At 50.5% G+C, this 16,277-nt stretch carries 16 protein-coding genes; all 16 read left to right on the top strand.

Translation table 11 applies throughout. The features are described 5' to 3' along the window. Positions 1–17: 17 nt before the first annotated feature. The 16 genes from AYW79_RS03955 to spoIVA all read left to right on the top strand — a co-directional run bounded on the left by AYW79_RS03955 (position 18) and on the right by spoIVA (position 16,178). Positions 18–974: a D-alanine--D-alanine ligase gene (locus tag AYW79_RS03955; protein WP_067561909.1), complete on the top strand. Its 957-nt coding sequence runs from the start codon at positions 18–20 to the stop codon at positions 972–974. A gap of 181 nt (positions 975–1,155) precedes the next feature. After that, positions 1,156–2,364 carry a Glu/Leu/Phe/Val family dehydrogenase gene (locus AYW79_RS03960; protein ID WP_079290392.1) on the top strand — a complete coding sequence of 403 codons (1,209 nt, stop codon included), beginning with the start codon at positions 1,156–1,158 and terminating at the stop codon, positions 2,362–2,364. 423 nt (positions 2,365–2,787) lie between these two features. Next, positions 2,788–3,636, top strand: coding sequence for a spore cortex-lytic enzyme (gene sleB, locus AYW79_RS03970; RefSeq protein ID WP_067561917.1), 849 nt, complete (start codon positions 2,788–2,790; stop codon positions 3,634–3,636). A 23-nt stretch (positions 3,637–3,659) separates the two neighbouring features. Next, positions 3,660–5,006 (top strand): PepSY1/2 domain-containing protein, encoded by a 1,347-nt coding sequence (locus tag AYW79_RS03975; RefSeq protein WP_067561921.1) that lies wholly within the window; start codon positions 3,660–3,662, stop codon positions 5,004–5,006. Between the two features lie 121 nt (positions 5,007–5,127). Beyond that, the gene (locus AYW79_RS03980; protein WP_067561924.1) at positions 5,128–5,784 is read left to right on the top strand and encodes a flagellar brake protein; all 657 of its coding nucleotides are present in this window, start codon (positions 5,128–5,130) and stop codon (positions 5,782–5,784) included. Next, a complete protein-coding gene (cmk, locus tag AYW79_RS03985) occupies positions 5,781–6,461 on the top strand; it encodes a (d)CMP kinase (RefSeq protein ID WP_231877830.1) in 681 nt (226 codons plus the stop codon). Before AYW79_RS03980 ends, cmk begins: the two co-directional genes overlap by 4 nt. After that, positions 6,458–7,054, top strand: a complete 597-nt coding sequence (locus tag AYW79_RS03990; protein ID WP_067561929.1) for a lysophospholipid acyltransferase family protein — start codon at positions 6,458–6,460, stop codon at positions 7,052–7,054. Before cmk ends, AYW79_RS03990 begins: the two co-directional genes overlap by 4 nt. Continuing rightward, the gene (locus AYW79_RS03995; protein ID WP_067561932.1) at positions 7,051–7,356 is read left to right on the top strand and encodes a hypothetical protein; all 306 of its coding nucleotides are present in this window, start codon (positions 7,051–7,053) and stop codon (positions 7,354–7,356) included. The genes AYW79_RS03990 and AYW79_RS03995 overlap by 4 nt, the downstream gene beginning before the upstream one ends. Beyond that, on the top strand, positions 7,357–8,514 hold the full coding sequence (rpsA, locus tag AYW79_RS04000) for a 30S ribosomal protein S1 (protein WP_067561935.1): 1,158 nt from the start codon (positions 7,357–7,359) through the stop codon (positions 8,512–8,514). 193 nt (positions 8,515–8,707) lie between these two features. After that, positions 8,708–10,066 carry a DUF512 domain-containing protein gene (locus AYW79_RS04005; RefSeq protein ID WP_067953132.1) on the top strand — a complete coding sequence of 453 codons (1,359 nt, stop codon included), beginning with the start codon at positions 8,708–8,710 and terminating at the stop codon, positions 10,064–10,066. Between the two features lie 40 nt (positions 10,067–10,106). After that, a complete protein-coding gene (gene der / locus AYW79_RS04010) occupies positions 10,107–11,423 on the top strand; it encodes a ribosome biogenesis GTPase Der (RefSeq protein WP_067561940.1) in 1,317 nt (438 codons plus the stop codon). Positions 11,424–11,435: 12 nt separating this feature from the next. Further along, the gene (gene plsY, locus AYW79_RS04015) at positions 11,436–12,038 is read left to right on the top strand and encodes a glycerol-3-phosphate 1-O-acyltransferase PlsY (protein WP_231877831.1); all 603 of its coding nucleotides are present in this window, start codon (positions 11,436–11,438) and stop codon (positions 12,036–12,038) included. 19 nt (positions 12,039–12,057) lie between these two features. Next, entirely contained in the window at positions 12,058–13,143 is a 1,086-nt protein-coding gene (locus AYW79_RS04020) for an NAD(P)H-dependent glycerol-3-phosphate dehydrogenase (protein WP_067561943.1), read from the top strand. Between the two features lie 36 nt (positions 13,144–13,179). After that, positions 13,180–13,557: a glycine cleavage system protein GcvH gene (gcvH, locus tag AYW79_RS04025; RefSeq protein WP_067561945.1), complete on the top strand. Its 378-nt coding sequence runs from the start codon at positions 13,180–13,182 to the stop codon at positions 13,555–13,557. After that, complete coding sequence (locus AYW79_RS04030) at positions 13,557–14,396, top strand: lipoate--protein ligase family protein (protein ID WP_067561948.1); 840 nt, start codon at positions 13,557–13,559, stop codon at positions 14,394–14,396. The genes gcvH and AYW79_RS04030 overlap by 1 nt, the downstream gene beginning before the upstream one ends. Positions 14,397–14,699: 303 nt before the next feature. Beyond that, positions 14,700–16,178: a stage IV sporulation protein A gene (gene spoIVA, locus AYW79_RS04035; RefSeq protein ID WP_067561950.1), complete on the top strand. Its 1,479-nt coding sequence runs from the start codon at positions 14,700–14,702 to the stop codon at positions 16,176–16,178. Positions 16,179–16,277: the final 99 nt, after the last annotated feature.

The raw sequence follows: 16,277 nt of genomic DNA on the forward strand, positions 1-16,277 counted from the left end.
AATGAGGCATGCACCCTATGAAAATTGCAGTGATTTACGGTGGAACGTCTGCTGAGCGAGAGGTTTCTCTAAACTCCGGCCGCGCAATTCTTCAAGCGCTATCTTCTTACGGTTATGAAGTATGCGGAATGGACGTCGACCAAACATTGTTTGACGAATTGAAACGGTACCAACCGGATTTGGTTTTTCTAGGCTTACATGGAAGATTGGGGGAAGATGGGGCGATCCAAGGCGCGCTCGAGATTCTTGGCATCCCATACGTCGGTTCAGCAGTGCTCAGCAGTGCGCTCGCAATGGACAAGGTGATGACAAAACGCATTTTACGTCCCCTCGGTATTCCACTGGCTGATGATCGTGTTTATGTTTCCCACAGGGCGCCTGAGGAAGATCAAGTGGAGCGCATGATGGATGATATCCTGAGTCACCTGACACTCCCAGTGATTGTGAAGCCGAATCGGGAAGGCAGCACGTTTGGTCTGACACTTGCCACTACGGAATCGCTTCTGAAGCAAGGAATCAGACAAGCGTTTGCGCACGATGATAGCATTCTCGTGGAATCTTATATACGCGGAATGGAAGTGACGGTAGTTGTCGTCGGCACGGCGCGCGACGCGCAGAACCCTCCACGCGTGCTTGGCACCATTGAAATTATTCCAAAAGCTGAAGTCTATGACTATGAATCAAAATATGGTATGAATGGGAGTGAGCATATCATTCCTGCTCGGCTCCCTGAAGAATTGCTTTCACAAGTTGAAACGTATGCATTGACAGCATACACAGAACTTGGCTGTCGCGATTATGGACGGGTGGATTTTATGGTGGGCGAAAATGGCCCTGTACTGTTAGAAGTGAATACATTGCCAGGCATGACTGCGACGAGCCTTGTGCCTGATGCTGCACGCGCAGCCGGACTGTCTTTTGAAGCCCTGATCGATCAACTCGTTTCGCAAGCCTATCAACGAGCACATCCATAACGTCGACTGTGCCGTTTACAATCGCTTTGAGTCGGCAGGGTTGTAGGAGCATTTGACCAATTTTCCGCAACCCTGTTATACTGTCGCTATGTAAATTGGCCTGTTCGCGAAAAAAAGAGGTGGCATTTTCGTGGATCATCAAGAGTTGTCCGAGAATCTCAATGTATTAACGAGCACCCAAATGGTCATTAAAGATGCGTTGTCAAAGCTAGGCTATGGAAATGATATGTATGAGTTATTAAAAGAGCCGATGCGCGTTCTGACCGTTCGTTTTCCTGTGCGCATGGATGATGGACAAGTTAAGGTGTTTACTGGATATCGTGCGCAACATAACGATTCGGTGGGTCCCACAAAAGGCGGTATTCGCTTTCACCCGGACGTGACGGAAGATGAGGTCAAGGCATTATCTGTTTGGATGAGCGTAAAATGTGGAATTGCCAACCTACCTTACGGTGGCGGCAAGGGCGGCGTAATCTGTGATCCACGTGAAATGTCATTCCGTGAACAGGAACGCCTGGCGCGCGGCTATGTTCGCGCAATCAGCCAAATCGTCGGGCCTTCAAAAGATATCCCGGCTCCAGATGTGATGACGAATTCTCAGGTCATGGCATGGATGATGGACGAGTACAGCCGAATTAAAGAGTTTGACTCGCCTGGATTTATTACTGGAAAGCCGATCGTTCTCGGCGGTTCACAAGGACGGGACACATCGACTGCGCGTGGCGTTGCGATCTGCATACGAGAAGCGGCTCGCGTTCGCGGCCTCGTTTTAAAAGACGCGCGCGTAATCGTGCAGGGGTTTGGAAACGCCGGAAGTTATTTGGCGAAATTCATGCATGATGAAGGCGCAAAAGTGATCGGTATCTCAGATGCATACGGCGCACTGTACGACGAACGCGGCCTTGATATTCCTTCACTTCTTGAGCGACGCGACTCATTTGGGACTGTGACGAAGCTGTTCAAAAACACAATTTCCAACAAGGAACTTTTGGAACAACCCTGTGATATTCTTGTACCGGCAGCGATTGAGAATCAGATCACGCAGGAAAATGCGGATAAGATTCAGGCGCAAATTGTCGTCGAGGCGGCGAATGGCCCGACGACCAATGAAGCTACGCGAATCTTGACGGAACGCGGAATCCTGTTAGTACCGGATGTGCTCGGCAATTCAGGCGGTGTAATCGTTTCTTACTTTGAGTGGGTACAAAATAACCAAGGGTATTATTGGACAGAAGAGGATGTCATGACTCGTTTGGAAGAAGTCATGATGCGATCTTTTGAGACGGTTTATGCAACAGCCACTGCGCGGAAAATTGACATGCGACTCGCGGCCTATATGGTAGGCGTACGACGAATGGCAGAGGCGGTGGAACTGCGCGGATGGGTATGATTTACCACCCAACTGGCGCATACTGGAACGGATTGGTTTTGTAGGGGGGCATGTCACTATGCGTAGCGATACTCTTTCTCTGCACGAAAATGCAAGCGAGATGATGGGTTCAAGCGGTAGGGTGAAAATTCATATACGCTGCAGAAAATGTGGAGAAGTCTTTATCCTCCGCGGTGTTAAAGACGGCAGAGGTCACGTGGAAACGGGGTTTCGTCGTTGTCTTTGTGACAATGATCGAGAATTTGACATTGAAACCTTGGTATAAGGAGCTTTTAAAAAGTCTCCGGTAAGAGTCAAGTAAATGAAAATTCCACAACAAAAGCCACCTTCTTCATGTGAGGTGGCTTTTGTTGTGGATTTGCCACATAAATTTTCCGTTCTTCACAGACACTAGTCTCAATTCGCCTGTGAGGAGTGATGAGAGTGAGGCGTTCATGGCTCGCTGTTGTGTCACTGACGGTTTTTACAATGGTTGCGGGCATCCTGCCATCGGCGCACACCCACGCAGAAACATGGGCACTCATGCCCGGTGAACGTGGTACATCCGTCGTGGAAGTTCAGGCCAATCTTAAGCGACTCGGTTACTATAACGGGCCGATCGATGGAATTTATACGTGGCAGACCTATTGGGCGGTTCGCGATTTTCAGAACAAATTTGGATTGCCAATCGATGGACTAGCCGGGGCGCAAACGCTGAACATGCTTCACTCAGCCCTACGCGCCAATTTTGGGACGACATCGACTCAAATTCAAGGAGGAACACCTTCTCCAACCCCCATGACGTCACCACCACCCACACACATTGTGCCAACCAACACAGTGGCTCAGACCGCACCTGCACCATCTTCTACGGCAGCATTGACACCGCCGTCCGCCGGGACCAATGTGACGATTCCAAGCAGTGGGGTCAACGGGATTTCGGCCAACGACATTCAAATGATGTCACAAGTCGTCTATGGAGAAGCGCGCGGGCAACCGTTTATCGGACAAGTTGCCGTTGCGGCAGTCATGATGAATCGATTACACTCTAGCCTTTTCCCGCACAGCATCCCGGCCATCTTGTATCAGCCAGGTGCGTTTACCGCCGTATCAAACGGGCAGGCTTCACTCGGTACAGATCCAGAGGCGACGGCTGCGGTGCTCGACGCCATCCACGGCTACGACCCAACGCACGGCGCTCTCTATTATTGGAATCCAGCGACCGCCACATCTCCGTGGGTTTGGTCACAACCGATCATGCTTCGTATCGGCAATCACGTCTTTGCAAAATGATTGATTGAAAGGAGGAAGTCGACATGGATCATCGCGGTTATGCGTGGGCGCTTATTCCGGCCTTGGCAGTCGGATTATTTGCGGTGTCGCTGTATGGATACAATGAACACACAAAGCGGTCAGCGGCCGTATCGCAAGTGGAACTGGGATACCAAACCATCTATCACAACGTATCCTATGACGCTGATGAGATGCAAGATGCGTTAAGACGCGCAGAAGTCACAACGCAGACACTGACGATCAATCGCGAACTGCGCAGTGCCGCACAGCATGCTGCACTCGCAGCGCGGGCGAGCGGCAGTTTGCCAATCAGTGTCCAGTCTCATCCGTTGACAGCATTTTTCCACGATGTTGAGACGCGCTGCACACAGTTGATGGATCTCCATGCAGCAGCCACACCGCTCACACCGTCTGAACGATCCGATCTATCTACCATGGCATCAGACGCGACGCGCGTCGAGCAGCAGCTGCGGACGATTCAACGTTCTGGTTTTAGAGGAAGTTATCCGTTGACGAACTTTGTTAAATTCGGCGCGAGCGCAGTGAACGCATCTCCGCTTGCAAAGCAGTTTACGAAGATGAACCAAACCGTATTCTCGCTGCGCGCTACCCATCAAGCGGTCTATCTCAAGTCGTTTGCAGCAGATCGCGATCCTGTTCACGATGAACCTTCTCTCGCGTCGGTTGGTTCCGTCATATCGAGTCAGCAGGCAATCGCACGCGCGACCTCATTTGTCGGAGGAACTGTTGGTAAGAATCCCTATGTTGCGGCGTATGGAACGGGGAGTGCGCATCCGTTTTATCTCGTGACATTTCATCCGAGTGGCCCGCAGAGTTCACCGCTTTACGTATCCGTTTTCCAACATGGCGGCTACGTTTTTGAAATGGCGCGTGAAGGATTCTCAGGAGGGACAGGCACCTCCGTCGCGGACGGTCGTTCCATTGCAAAGCAGTTTCTTTGGCAGCATGGGTTCCCATCTGTGACACTTGTTGAGAGCGATGCATATCACGGTCAAATCTTCACGAAGTTTGCGCCACTGCGACAAGGGGTTCCACTGGAGAATCAGACCATTCTCGTCACGGTTGCGCAGGGTGCGCGCCGTGTGACCCACTATGACGCATCTGCTTATTTCGAGGCAGAACCTTATCGCGGTACGTTCACGCCTAAGATCACTGCCCAAGATGCCGTAAAGGCGTTTTCTGCAGGAGTTAAAACGGCCCATGCGCAACTTGTGGTTTGTGCGCCGCACGGCGATGATCCGCGATTAGCGTATCGTTTTTTTGCAATGCGCGGCACGAACACGTATATCGTTGATGTCGATGCACAGAATGGGCGTGTACTTGCGATCGCAAAGCAGACAAAATTGTAGATTCACAACCGAAAGCTCAATCGAGAACGCGATTTTTTGCAAAAGGAGGGGGAATTCCAATCCTCCTCTTTTGTGTATGCCTCTCAATCGCTATAATAGAGTGGAGTGAGGGAGGGGCGGCATGGCGTACCCGTCTATTGGGCAAATTGTAGATTGTGAACTTTATGGTACAAAAGGGTTACAGGCAACGGTGATTAATGAGAGTGAAACACAGCTTTATCTTCGTTCGCGAACAAGTAAAGATGAGTTCGATTGGGAGACTCGTCTTGGTGAGGTGCTACAGATCCAGTTTCGCTCCTCAAGCGGTGCACTTTGTATCGCGTCTTCGCGCATCGCAGCGATCGAAGAGGATGGCGCGGACGACGTGATTGTGATTGAAAGACCACATGAAGAGGCGATCCAAAAAATTCAACAGCGCGAATATGTTCGCGTAGGGGTCTCCGTGGAGATCCAATGCACATGCCTTATGAATGAGAATGAAGGTTTGCGCACGATAAAAGCGATTACGCACGATTTAAGTGCAGGTGGTCTTTCTTTTTATCTTGAGGATGAACCTTGTCTTACCCTCGGAACGTCTGTTTCGCTCAAACTCTTCTTGCGAACGCGAGATGGGTTACAGATGATCGACGCGCAGGGAGATCTGGTGCGGATTGAGCAAATAGGACGCGCGATTCCGCTCTATGCGGTTCGCCTCGTCGATTTAAAGGATAAAGAACAGCGCCAGATTCTTCAATTTGTCTATCGAAAGCAATTGGAAGGCCGGGGGAAGAAATCGTGAAAATCGCGCTTGATGGTCCCGCCGGAGCAGGAAAGAGCACCGTCGCGAAAGAAGTTGCAAAACGACTTCAGATGACCTATGTAGATAGTGGCGCGATGTACCGCTGTGTCACGTATTTGGCAATTAAACGCCATGTCACGATGCAAGATGAAACGGGTTTATCTAATCTCGCCAATGCGATGCAACTGATGTTTATCCCTTCCGAACACGGTCAAGTGGTGCACCTTGACGGTGTGGACGTTACCGATGCGATCCGTTCGTCCGAAGTCGGGGCGCTTGTTCCGCTTGTCGCAAAGCATGCGCGCGTTCGTGAGTGCCTTGTTGAAAAACAACGTGAGATGGCGCGCACCGCACACAGTGTCGTGATGGACGGTCGGGACATTGGCACGCATGTCTTGCCTGACGCGGTCGTGAAGGTTTATTTGACAGCGACACTTGACGTGCGTGCGCGAAGGCGCCACGAAGAACTCGTACGACAAGGATTTACAGGATCTGTCGCAGACGTGATGAAGCTTTTGCATGAGCGCGACGAAATTGACGGGAGAAGGGAGATTGCTCCCATGCGGCCTGCCAGCGATGCGGTTGTCTTGGATACGTCATGCCTTGCGATTCATGAAGTGACTGCGATGGTTGTAAGCCTTTGTCAAGCTCGCATGCACAACGAGGTGAGGCATTGACAGTCTATCAGTTCGCTCGTGATTTCATGCGGTATGTCGTGATCCTGCTATTTCAAATCCGCGTTACAGGACAGGAGCATCTTCCCGATCAGGGGGCTGTTCTATTATGCAGCACGCATAAATCCAACTGGGATCCTGTTTTAGTCGGGTGTTTTTCAAAACGGGAAGTCGCTTTTCTTGCAAAAGAAGAACTATTTAGTTTGAAATGGCTTGGCCATATCATGCACAAACTTCATGCGTTCCCCATTCGGCGCGGGGCAGGGGATCGCGGCGCATTGCGAACATCGCTTCAAATTCTCGAACAAGGTGAAGTTCTTGTCATGTTTCCAGAAGGAACGCGCAAGCTAAAAGGGCAGCTCACAGAACTTCAGCCTGGCGCCTCCATGCTGGCGCTGCGATCCGATGCTCAGATTGTACCTGTTGCAATTCGCGGTCACTATCTTCCGTTCGGGGGACTACGCATGCAGTTTGGCGCTCCGTTTCAACTCGATGAGCAAGCGAAATCGCTTAAAGGTCGTGCAGCGATCAGTCACGCCACGGAGATCATTGCCACGAAGATGAGAGAACTTGCGCGAGAGGTCGAACAAGGATGAGTCGCGTTTTGGAACCGGTGCTGATGTTTTGTGGTATTGTGCTGATTTTGCAGTTATACGCAAGACAGATCAGTGCCAAACTTGTCAAGAAAAGTTTGGCGGAACGAGCAGCATTTCGAAAACGTTTTTTTTCGATTGGCGTTTCACTTGCAGTTGCCTGTTTCAGTGTGGGATTATTGTATCAAGAACATGTTGTCTCCTTGCTTCTTGCGGGGATTTTGTACATACCACTGATCGCCCTGTTTGCAGTCTGCATGGTTCGACTGCAACCGCTGCTGCGAGCTCACGAGGAGGATTTATAGATGTCTGAACTTGTAAATGAAGAACAATCCAAGGAAGTAGCGAGTGAAGCAAAACCATTAGATGCGGTTGTCACGCGTGTTGAGAGCGACGCCGTCTTTGTACAGTTTGATGGCACTCGCGAGGGCGTTATCTCGCGTGCGCAATTCTCACAGGCAACGGGCGGAGATCTGACGGTTATGGCCAGAGTCGGTCAGACCATTCGCGCGGTGATCCTTCGCGAAGAAGAAGACGGAACGGTGCGCCTTTCACGTAAAAATGCAGTGGATGCGTCAACGTGGGAAACGTTGCGCGCACTCGCAGAATCACAAGAAGTGATCGAAGTGACGATTGCGACGGCGGTAAAAGGCGGTCTTGTCGCAGACCTTATGGGTGCGCGCGCATTTATGCCGGCATCACAGTCCGACCTTCGCTTTGCGGCAGATCTGACTCCGCTTGTCGGTTCGGATGTGTATGTGATCGTGACAGAAGTTGACGAAGAGAATAAGCGATTGATCATCTCCCGCAAGCGCGTGCTTGAAATGGAAGAACAGTCTGCGCGCGCCGAACGAATCCATGACTTCCACCCGGGGGATTTGGTGCATGGGCGTGTTGCCCGTATGACTCAGTTTGGCGCCTTTATTGATCTCGGTGGAATTGATGGTCTATTGCACGTGTCTGAAATGTCTTGGTCGCGCGTCGCACGTCCTGAAGAAGTGATTTCGATCGGCGATGAAATTGAGGTTCGCGTACTTCGCGTAGAACCTGAAAACGGCAAGGTGTCTCTCAGCATGAAACACACTCAGGAAAGCCCTTGGCAAAAAGCGAGCAAAGCGTTTCAGATTGGGGATATTGTCGAAGGGGAGGTGCGCCGCCTTTCGTCATTCGGCGCATTTGTCGAAGTGGCACCGGGGGTCGAGGGTTTAGTGCACGTCTCGCAAATCTCCCGACAGCGCGTTGATCAGCCTTCAGACGTTCTCGAACCGGGGCAACGGGTCATGGTCAAAGTGCTCGACATTCGTCCCGAGGAAGAGCGGATGTCACTTTCAATCAAAGAGGCTCAGATGCGCGAAGAAAAACGACGAGCTCCTGAATGGACAGAGAAGTCCAATTCGGAATCTCAACAAACCACGCTTGGGGACCTTTTTGGTGACTTGTTAAGAGATCGTTTCAAATCCTGACATTCTTGAACAAATGCGTGTGAGAAACGATCATTTTTTAGAGCATCTTCAGAATTTGGTCAGGTAATCTTCAAGTGACACAGGATCCATACCGTCTGGTGCCATCGCAGTGGCATAAGACGGTTGTTTCCATTTGACTGAATGAATTTGAATATGCGACAATGGATTGCTATGCGAAGGAGGTTAGATGACTGTGCCTAAGGTGCGCACTGTCAGCGCAGATTCTCTAGCGGAAGAATTGCAGATCGAACCTGGCGATGAAGTGGTCTCAATCAATGGGCAGCCAATTCGGGACATTGTAGATTTGCAGTTTGCACTCGCGGGTGAGTATTTAGAAATTGAAGTAAAAAAGTGCGATGGAGAAGAGTGGCTCATTGAAGTCGATAAAGCGTATGATGAGATGCTTGGCGTGGAGTGGGAGCATGCGACGGTTGATCGCGTGAAACTTTGCCACAACAAATGTGTCTTTTGCTTTGTCGATCAAATCCCCGGAAATATGAGAAAGACGCTTAACATGCGCGACGATGATTATCGACTTTCGTTCTTGCATGGGAACTTCGTGACACTCACCAACTTGAAATCGGGTGAACTTGAACGAATGGCCGAACTTAAGATGTCGCCCATTAATATCAGTGTTCATACGACCAACCCGGAACTTCGCGAGCAAATGCTTGTCAATAAAAAATCGGGTGAAATTCTCAATCAGATTCGCTATTTGGCAGAACATGAAATTGAGATGAATACCCAGATCGTGCTGTGCCCTGAGTGGAATGACGGCGCCGAACTTGATCGTACCATTGAGGAACTCGCTCAATTTTATCCTGCTGTTCGTACGTTATCTGTCGTTCCGGTCGGCTTGACGAAACACCGCAAAGGGTTATCTGCCCTTCGCGGCTGCACTTCAATTGAGGCGCGGCGAACCGTTCGCCAGATTGAGCGATGGCAGGGGATTTTGCGCCCAAAACTCGGCGTGAATTTCGTTCACGCGTCGGATGAATTCTATGTGCTGGCTAACACCGACATTCCATCAGCGGAGTATTATGATGAGTTTGCGCAGGTTGAAAACGGAGTCGGAATGCTGCGAACGTTTATCGACGAATTCCAGGCGCTTGAGAATACGCTCCCGACTGGACTTGACGCACCGCGACACATTGCCATCGTTACCGGAACATCTGCGAGTAAAACGATGAAGGAGGCCGTCTCAAAACTCAGTCAAATTGCAAATCTCGCTATTGATGTCCATGTGATTCGCAATGCGTTTTACGGGGAAGAAGTCACGGTGACCGGTTTGATTACTGGCCAGGATATCGTCCATCAACTGGAAACATCCCTTACTGCCGACACAATATTGCTCCCAGATGTGATGTTGAAAGATGAAGAGGATGTTTTTCTTGACGATTTCACTGTACAACAGGTATCTGAAGCGTTGCGTTGTAAAGTTCTGATTGTACCACCAACGGCGAGCGGGTTGATACACGGCGCGCTTGGGGCGCTTGAAGCATTGCCTTTGCGCAAACGGTATGAAGGTACGTTTGCGCGAGCGATGGCGTAGGGTTACTTTGAAGTAGTCGTAAAGGAAAGAAGGTATTTTAGTGGCTACACCAGTCATGGCAATTGTGGGACGACCCAATGTGGGTAAGTCTACACTTTTTAACAAGATCGTCGGCGAGCGCATCGCCATTGTTGAAGATCGACCAGGCATTACTCGCGATCGCATTTTTGCAGCGTCGGAGTGGTCTGGGACTTCGTTTCGCATCATTGACACTGGAGGACTCGATTTCGGTGAGGATGACGAGATTGCGGCGAGAATTCGCGCGCAAGTGGAACTTGCGATCGATGAGGCGCACGTGATTGTTTTTTTGGTGGACGGGCAGTCTGGACTGACGAGTGCCGATGAAGAGATTGCCGATCGTCTGCGCAGATCCCATAAACGCGTCATTGTCGCGGTGAACAAAGCGGATCATCCTGGTCGCTTGAGTCACGCCTATGAGTTCTATCAACTCGGGTTTGGCGAAGCGCTGTCCATCTCTGCGGAACACGGACTTGGAATTGGTGATTTGCTCGATGAGGTGGTTAATCATTTTCCACTTGATCAAGAAGAACCGAGTTACGCAGAAGATGCGATCCGCATCGCGATTATCGGCCGCCCGAACGTCGGTAAGTCTTCGATGATCAATGCACTGCTCGGAGAAGAGCGCGTTCTCGTAAGCAACATTGCCGGAACAACGCGTGATGCGATTGATACAGAACTCACGTTTGCAGGAAATCCCTACGTACTCATTGACACGGCGGGCGTACGCAAGCGAGGCAAAGTCTACGAGAAGACAGAAAAGTACAGCGTGTTGCGCGCGCTACGAGCGATTGAGCGATGTGATGTCGCCGTTCTTGTCATCGATGGAGAGCAGGGCATCATCGAGCAGGACAAACACGTTGTTGGCTATGCACTTGACGCGGGAAAAGCGCTTGTGATCGCTGTGAATAAATGGGATATTGTTGAAAAGGATCATAAAACTGCACAAGAATTCGAAAAAAATCTGCGCTCCCATTTTCCGTTTATGAGCTGGGCACCTGTGGCTTTTGTATCCGCCAAGACAGGGCGACGTGTGTCACGCGTACTCGAAATGTCTTCCCATGTCGCAGAGCAACACGCCATGCGGATTCAAACATCAACCGTAAACACGATTGTTCAAGAAGCGGTATCGTTAACGCCACCACCTACAGACAAAGGACGTCGCTTAAAAGTTCTCTACGCAACGCAAGTGTCTGTCAAACCGCCGACCTTTGCTGTCTTTGTAAACACCCCAGAGTTGATGCATTTTTCTTATGTGCGTTATCTTGAAAATCAGCTACGTCAATCGTTTGGATTTGATGGCACCCCGATTCGTATTCTTGTGCGTCAACGATCTTAAGGAGGTGGTAGCGTGTTTTTTCTCATTCTCATCTCAAGCATCGTCGCGTATTTATTAGGCTCCGTCTCTTCGAGCTATCTATTAGGGCGAACCCTCGCTGGCGTAGACATTCGCAACCATGGAAGTGGCAATGCAGGTGCGACAAACACCTTGCGCATTCTTGGCTGGCGAATCGCTGTTTTTGTTTTGTTCATCGATATTCTAAAAGGTGTATTTGCAATCGCCTTTGCCCACCTGATCACAGGAGGGAACGAAGTGGCTTTGGCATTCGCTGGATTTTTTGCGATTGTTGGCCACAATTGGCCTGTCTATTTTGGATTTCGCGGAGGGAAGGGAGTCGCCACGACGATCGGCGTACTCTTAACTCTCTATGCCGCACCCGCACTGTACGCCGGATTGATTGCGATTGCGCTCCTTTTACTCTTTCGCTATGTATCTGTTGCGTCGCTCACATTTGTCGCTCTAACGCCGATCTTTCAATGGATTATGCACGGTAATGCGGCGGTTATCCTCATCTCTTTCGCGATCGCCATAATGACATTCATCCGCCATCGCACCAACATCGCCAGACTTCGCTCTGGTCAAGAACATCGTTTGTTTTCAAGGACTTCGTAAGAAAGTGGGATCATGCATCATGGCTGATTTGGTGTCGGCAATAAGAACGCCAATCTCGCATTTTGCTATCTTTGGCGCCGGAAGTTTTGGAACGGCGCTTGCCGTTACGCTTGCGCGACAAGGTCATCGCGTCACACTGATTGGCCGTGATGAAAAGACGATGACTGAGTTAAATACTAAGCGCGAAAACACGAGATATCTTCCAGGTGTTCTCCTCCATCCAAACATCGTATGCACAAATGATCTCGGGCAAGGGATTCATGTGGATTATCTTCTGTTATCTGTGCCTACACAATTCATGCGTGACGCCTGCGTACAAGTGCGCGCCATCGCTCCCGCATCTTTCTATAAAAGTACTTCCGTCATTCACGTTGCCAAAGGCCTTGAACGAGTGACTGGCAAGCGCGTATCGGAGGTTATTCTTGAAACACTACCTGCGCTTTCAGCCAGTCGTCTCGCAGTTTTGTCTGGGCCGAGTCACGCTGAGGAACTCGCGCAGAATGTTCCCACAACACTTGTCGCCACAAGCGCATCCAAATCGTATGCTGAGGAAATTCAGGATGTGTTTATGAGCGACACACTGCGCGTGTACACCAATCCGGATCTGATTGGCGTAGAGCTGGGAGGGGCGCTTAAAAATATCATCGCACTCGGCGCAGGAATCTCTGACGGCCTCGGGTTTGGTGATAATGCTCGCGCAGCGCTCATCACGCGTGGACTTGTTGAAATCGCCCGTCTCGGCGTGGCTCTCGGCGCGTCGACCGCGACATTCGGAGGTCTTACAGGAATTGGCGATTTGATCGTGACATGCACCAGTCGTCTCAGCAGAAACTGGAATGCAGGTTATCTTCTTGGACAAGGGATGTCCATCGCTGAAGTCCTTCCAAAAATCGGAATGGTCGTTGAGGGCGCAACGACGACAAAAGTGGCTGTGGAGAAAGCCAAATCACTCGCTGTAACCATGCCGATCGCCGAGGCCATTTCCGATCTTTTAGACGACAATTGTTCGCCGCGAGAAGCAGTCTTAGGACTTATGAATCGAAAAAAAACGCATGAAGTGGAAGAACGATTTGTCGAGGCATCGATTGGCTGGACTACACAATAAATGGTACAATCACGCTAAGAAGAGGGAGGCGAACGCATGAGTCACACACCAAAAGATTTGCGTTATACAAAAGAGCATGAATGGATTCGCATTCAAGAGAAGACCGCCTACATAGGGATCACAGATTTCGCCCAAGATGAGTTGGGAGATATTGTGTTCGTCGAACTTCCGTCCGTTGGGGATGAGGTTCGCGAAGGTGAGACGTTTGGCACCGTAGAGTCTGTCAAAACAGTGTCTGATCTCTATTCACCAGTGACTGGGGTTGTCGTCGAGGTGAATGAATCTCTCAATGACAATCCGGAGAATGTAAATTCAAAACCGTATGAACTCGGTTGGATGATCGCAGTTGAAATAAAGGAAGATCCAACCCATCTCCTCACGGCGGAAGAATATGAAGCCCTAACGAACGCTTGATGACAACGCCAGAAACGTTTCGACTGCTTAATACAGGTCCGTCTTCAGCCGCCATGAATATGGCGATTGACGAGGCAATTCTGCTTTCGACAAGTCAGGGAGATGTCCCTCCGACGCTCCGCTTTTACGCTTGGGAGAGACCGAGCCTCTCACTCGGATACTTTCAGCGAACAAAACGCGATGTGAACCTTGAAGCAATTCACGCGCGAGGGTTTGATTGGGTACGCCGAATGACGGGTGGACGCGCAGTCCTCCACGATCGTGAACTTACGTACAGCGTACACGTCCCAGGCCAGCACAGGTTTGCCCAAGTATCTGTCGTCGAATCCTACCGACTGCTGTCGGAAGGATTGCGCGCAGGATTTGAAGCACTTGGCCTGCACGCGCAGATCGTTTCACTCGCTGATGAGGAAGAGCGCAAACGATACGCCTCTGCAGGGTCTGCCGCTTGTTTTGACTCGCCTTCGTGGTATGAGCTTGTGGTTGATGGACGAAAAATTGCTGGAAGCGCGCAGGTTCGCGCGCATGGCGGGCTGCTCCAACACGGGGCATTATTACTCGACTTATCTGCAGAAGATCTGTTCTCTGTTTTACAGTTCAGGTCGGAAGAAGAGCGAAGCGCGGTGCAGCGAGAGTTTGCAGAGCGCGCGGTAAGCGTGAGGGATTTAACTGGACGGATTGTTTCATACGAAGAAGCCGCAAATGCATTTGCGCACGGATTTGAAGTTGGATTAAATCTTTCGCTTGTCAAAGAAACGCTCACAAAAGGTGAGCAAGAACTGGCAGAACATCTCTACAAAGAGAAGTACAGCACGTCGGTTTGGAATGAGCGACGGTAAGTTTTTCCGGATATACCCATCCAGTAAACGCCCCTCTACAATAATATTCGAGAAGAGATTCGGGAAAACCGAATCTTTTTTTGTTCTAGTTTCTATGAAATGTTCGTACTCATAGAAACTAGAAGGAATCCAGTGGCAATTCGTCAACTGCGCGCGGGACTCTGAAGCGCAGCATATCTTGCGTCATCCATCATATACATGAACTGTCCGAGTGCGGACAGCAAGAGGATGGCAGCGATAGTTGCGTCAAATCAGAGGCAAAGGTCGCGATTGACGCCGGCCAGAGGTCAGGGAGGGAATCGCGTGGAGAGATTGGAAGTGTTTAAGGATATTGCAGAACGCACTGGCGGCGATATTTATTTAGGTGTTGTTGGTCCCGTGCGAACTGGAAAATCCACCTTTATCAAAAAATTTATGGAATTGATCGTTTTGCCTCATATGCATGATGAAGCGGAGCGCGCGCGAACCATTGATGAACTGCCACAAAGCGCGGCTGGCCGTACGATTATGACGACAGAGCCTAAGTTTGTACCTAACCAGGCAGCAAGGATCACCGTTGCCGAAGGTCTGACCATTGATTGCCGATTGGTCGACTGCGTGGGATACACCGTACACGGCGCGCGCGGTTACGAGGATGAGATGGGGCCGCGCATGGTCACGACGCCCTGGTATGACGACCCGATTCCCTTTGCCGAAGCGGCGGAAATCGGAACGCGCAAAGTCATAGCTGATCACTCCACCATCGGGCTTGTCATCACGACGGATGGCACCATCTCTGAGATCACACGCGACAGCTATGTTGAGGCAGAAGAGCGCGTTGTCAATGAACTCAAAGAACTCGGCAAGCCATTTGTCATGGTGATTAACTCCGTGCACCCTTACAGCCCAGAAACACAGGCGTTGCGCGCCGCGCTTCTTGACAAGTACGACATCCCTGTCGTGGCTGTATCCTGCGCAACCATGGGTACGGAAGACGTGATGTTGGTGCTGCGCGAAGCGCTCTATGAATTTCCCGTGCACGAAGTAAATGTCAATCTGCCGAGTTGGGTCATGGTGCTTGATCCTGAGCACTGGCTAAGGCGGTCGTATGAGGCGGCGGTGCGCGACACGATTCAGGATATTCGTCGACTGCGGGACATTGATCGCGTCGTTGGTCACTTTTCAAACTACGATTTTATTGCGCGCGCCGCACTCGCAAACGTTGACATGGGCCACGGCGTTGCGGACATTGAGTTAACCGCTCCTGATGAACTGTACGATCAAGTGCTCACGGAAGTTGTCGGCGTCGAGATTCGTGGCAAGGACCACCTCCTTAAACTGATGAAGGATTTGACGTTTGCTAAACGTGAATACGATAAGATTGGCGAGGCGCTGCGCATGGTCAAGATGACCGGATACGGAATTGCGCCGCCCGTTCTTGAAGAGATGTCCCTCGATGAACCGGAACTGATTCGTCAAGGGTCGCGTTTCGGGGTTCGCTTAAAGGCGACAGCACCCTCGATTCACATGATTCGCGTCGATGTCGAATCGGAATTCGCGCCGATTGTTGGCACGGAGCGCCAAAGTGAAGAGTTGGTCAAATATCTGATGCAAGATTTTGAAGAGGATCCGCAGAAGATCTGGAACTCTGACATCTTTGGCAAGTCACTTGCCGCCATCGTTCGTGAGGGAATCTCCGGAAAGCTTTCAATGATGCCAGAGAACGCTCAGTATAAACTTCGGGAAACGCTTCAGCGAATTATTAATGAGGGCAGCGGGGGATTGATCGCGATCATCCTTTAAAAAAGCGCGACCTGCGGGTCGCGCTTTTTTCATGACGTTCAAACAAGGAAAGCAGGATTCTGTTTTTACAACTCGAATAAGGATGAAAGAGGAACTCGT

Source organism: Ferroacidibacillus organovorans (assembly GCF_001642725.1).
GTDB lineage: Bacteria > Bacillota > Bacilli > Alicyclobacillales > SLC66 > Ferroacidibacillus > Ferroacidibacillus organovorans.

Coding starts and splice junctions, on each gene's coding strand:
- rpsA (WP_067561935.1), top strand. CDS start 7,357: ATGTCTGAACTTGTAAATGAAGAACAATCCAAGGAAGTAGCGAGTGAA.
- AYW79_RS03955 (WP_067561909.1), top strand. CDS start 18: ATGAAAATTGCAGTGATTTACGGTGGAACGTCTGCTGAGCGAGAGGTT.
- AYW79_RS03960 (WP_079290392.1), top strand. CDS start 1,156: ATGGTCATTAAAGATGCGTTGTCAAAGCTAGGCTATGGAAATGATATG.
- AYW79_RS03975 (WP_067561921.1), top strand. CDS start 3,660: ATGGATCATCGCGGTTATGCGTGGGCGCTTATTCCGGCCTTGGCAGTC.
- gcvH (WP_067561945.1), top strand. CDS start 13,180: ATGAGTCACACACCAAAAGATTTGCGTTATACAAAAGAGCATGAATGG.
- AYW79_RS04020 (WP_067561943.1), top strand. CDS start 12,058: ATGGCTGATTTGGTGTCGGCAATAAGAACGCCAATCTCGCATTTTGCT.
- AYW79_RS04030 (WP_067561948.1), top strand. CDS start 13,557: ATGACAACGCCAGAAACGTTTCGACTGCTTAATACAGGTCCGTCTTCA.
- AYW79_RS03995 (WP_067561932.1), top strand. CDS start 7,051: ATGAGTCGCGTTTTGGAACCGGTGCTGATGTTTTGTGGTATTGTGCTG.
- AYW79_RS03980 (WP_067561924.1), top strand. CDS start 5,128: ATGGCGTACCCGTCTATTGGGCAAATTGTAGATTGTGAACTTTATGGT.